Raw genomic sequence first — 2,380 nt, 5'->3', positions numbered from 1 at the left:
GTCGCCGCCTCGCCGCCCCGGCTGCCGCCGCCGATGGTGGTCGCCCGGGCGGTGATCGTCTACCAGGAACGGCCGCGGCGGCCCTGGCGGCTGTGGGTCTTCACCGTGGCGATCGTGGCGCTGACCATCGGGGTCGTGCTCGGGCAGACGGCCGCGTTCGACCCGGTCTACCGGCCCGCGGCCGGCGCCCAGGTCGAGCCGCTCCCACCGGGCGGGCCCACACCGTCCGGGCCGGTGCCGAGCACGCTGGAGCAACCGTGGCCGGACGCCGCCCATCGGATCACCACGCCGCTCGGCTCGGTGCGGGCGCGGCGCCTGGAGGTGGCGGGGGCCTCGGCGGTGCTGCGCGTCCGCGGTGCGGACCTCGGCGAGAACCTGTTCGACATCGCGACGACGGACCGCAGCGCGGTGCCGAGCCTGACCGAGAGCAAGCAGGGCTCGCGGCTCGAACTGACCCCGACCACCGAGCCCGGGACGGTGGGCGCCGAGCTCCAGCTCAACACCAAGGTGGCGTGGACCCTGAAGCTGGCCGGCGGCTCGGCCGAGCAGACCATCGACCTGCGCACGGGCGTCGTGGCGGGCATCGAGATCGTCGGCGGCACCACCCAGCTCGTCCTGCAACTGCCCGAGCCGAAGGGCACCGTGGCCATCTCGGTCAGCGGCCCGGTCGGCGAGCTGGTCGTGCGCACCAAGGCCGGCACCCCGGTCCGGCTCCGCCTGCGCGGCGGCGCCGGGACCGCCACCGTCGAGGGCAGGAAACCCCGCAAGGTCAAGGCCGGTGGCGCGCTGACCCCGGACGGCTGGTCGGCCGCCAAGAACCGCTACGACGTCGTCGCCGCCGACCCCGTGACCTCGGTCAGCTCGGCGGCGTTCTGACCGGCGGCGTTCGGATGGATCAGAACCTTCAATCCGGTACGGGCGGCAGCGGTGCTCAGGGCCGTGGTGACCGCGCTCAGCGGGAACACGTCCGAGACGATCGGCGCCAGGTCGACGAGGCCCCGCGCGGCCAGGTCGATCGCCCGCGGGTAGACCTCGCCCATCCGGCGGGCCATGACCAGCGTCAGCCCCTTGCGGCGGGCCAGCCCCGCGCTGAACGAGGTGCGGTCGCCGTCGGGAATGCCGACCAGCACGACGCGGGCGCCGGGCTTGGCGAGCCGCAGCGCCGCGTCCACGGCCGCGTCGGATCCGGAGACCTCGAAGACCACGTCCGCGACACCGGCCTCCTCGGCCGGCTCCGCGCCGAACGACGCCGCGACGGCCATCCGGTGCGGCAACGGCTCGGCGGCGAGCACCCGGGTGGCGCCGTGCCGGCGAGCCAGCTGCACGAGCAGCAGGCCGATCGGACCGCAGCCGACGACCGCCACCGTCGATGCCATCCGCAGATGCGCCAGGTCGAGGGCGTGCAGCGCGACACCCAGCGGTTCGAGCAGGGCACCGTCGTCGTCGGAGAGGCTGTCCGGCAGCGGGTGCAGGCGGTCGGCCGGCCAGGTCAGGAACTGCCGCAGGCCGCCGTCGCAGGAGCCGTGCCCGGCGAAGACGACGTTCGGGCACAAATTGCCGTACCCCTCCCGGCAGGGCTCGCAGCTGCCGCACGGGATCGCCGGATCGATCGCGACCCGCCGGCCGTCGTCCGGTCCGCCACGGATCACGCCGGCCATCTCGTGGCCGAGGACCAGCGGCCGGGCCAGCACCGCGTCGCCGATCCCACCCTCGGTGAACCAGTGCAGGTCGGAGCCGCAGACCCCGACCGAGGTCACCTCGACGAACCGCGCGCCGGCGCTCCCCGGCGCGGGACGGTCCTCGGAGTGCAACCGGACGTCCCCGGCGCCGTGCAGTCGGGCCACACGCATGCTCAGCTCGGTCACGGATCGACGCTAACACCGTTCCGGGGATCGCGAGTTGCCGATGAACCCGTCATGATCAGCGACATGACCGACGCCGCGGTGCCCCGCTCATGACCGCCGCCGACCTGCGCGCGATGCTCGCGGCCGACCACCTCACGCACGTACCGGGCGTCTGGGATCCGGCCAGTGCCGCGCTCGCCGTCCGGGCCGGGCACCGGGCCGTGCACCTGTCCGGGCAGGCGATCGCGGCCACCATGCTGGGCCGGCCGGACCTCGGCTACACCCCGGCCACGCAGATCGCCGACCGGGCCACGACCCTGATCCCGGCCCTCGAAGGCGTGCCCCTGCTGGCCGACGCGGACATCGGCTACGACAGCCGCAACGACGCGGTGTGGACCGCGCTGTCCTACCAGCGGGCCGGCATCAGCGGGCTCGTCCTCGCCGACGGCCAGGACGCCGGCCAGTCGGCCGACCGGATCGCGGCACTGGTCGCGCAGGTGCCCGGCGTCGTGCTGGTCGCCCGGGTACGCGGCCGC

General features: G+C 75.0%; 3 protein-coding genes. 2 read left to right on the top strand and 1 reads right to left on the bottom strand.

The genetic code is table 11. The features are described 5' to 3' along the window. Positions 1-876 (top strand): hypothetical protein (locus tag AB0C29_RS43980; protein ID WP_360833687.1); only part of this gene is annotated, 876 nt, incomplete at its 5' end. Here the strand turns inward: AB0C29_RS43980 and AB0C29_RS43975 are convergent. Beyond that, a complete protein-coding gene (locus AB0C29_RS43975; RefSeq protein WP_360833685.1) occupies positions 822-1,865 on the bottom strand; it encodes an alcohol dehydrogenase catalytic domain-containing protein in 1,044 nt (347 codons plus the stop codon). The genes AB0C29_RS43980 and AB0C29_RS43975 overlap by 55 nt on opposite strands. 89 nt (positions 1,866-1,954) lie before the next feature. Here AB0C29_RS43975 and AB0C29_RS43970 point away from each other — a divergent pair. Then, a partial coding sequence (locus AB0C29_RS43970) for an isocitrate lyase/phosphoenolpyruvate mutase family protein (RefSeq protein ID WP_360833683.1) occupies positions 1,955-2,380 on the top strand: 426 nt, incomplete at its 3' end.

This window comes from Actinoplanes sp. NPDC048791 (assembly GCF_040650095.1).
Classification (GTDB): Bacteria; Actinomycetota; Actinomycetes; order Mycobacteriales; family Micromonosporaceae; genus Actinoplanes.
Note: the sequence above shows the minus strand (reverse complement) of the source record. Positions and strands in the feature narration are given on the sequence as shown.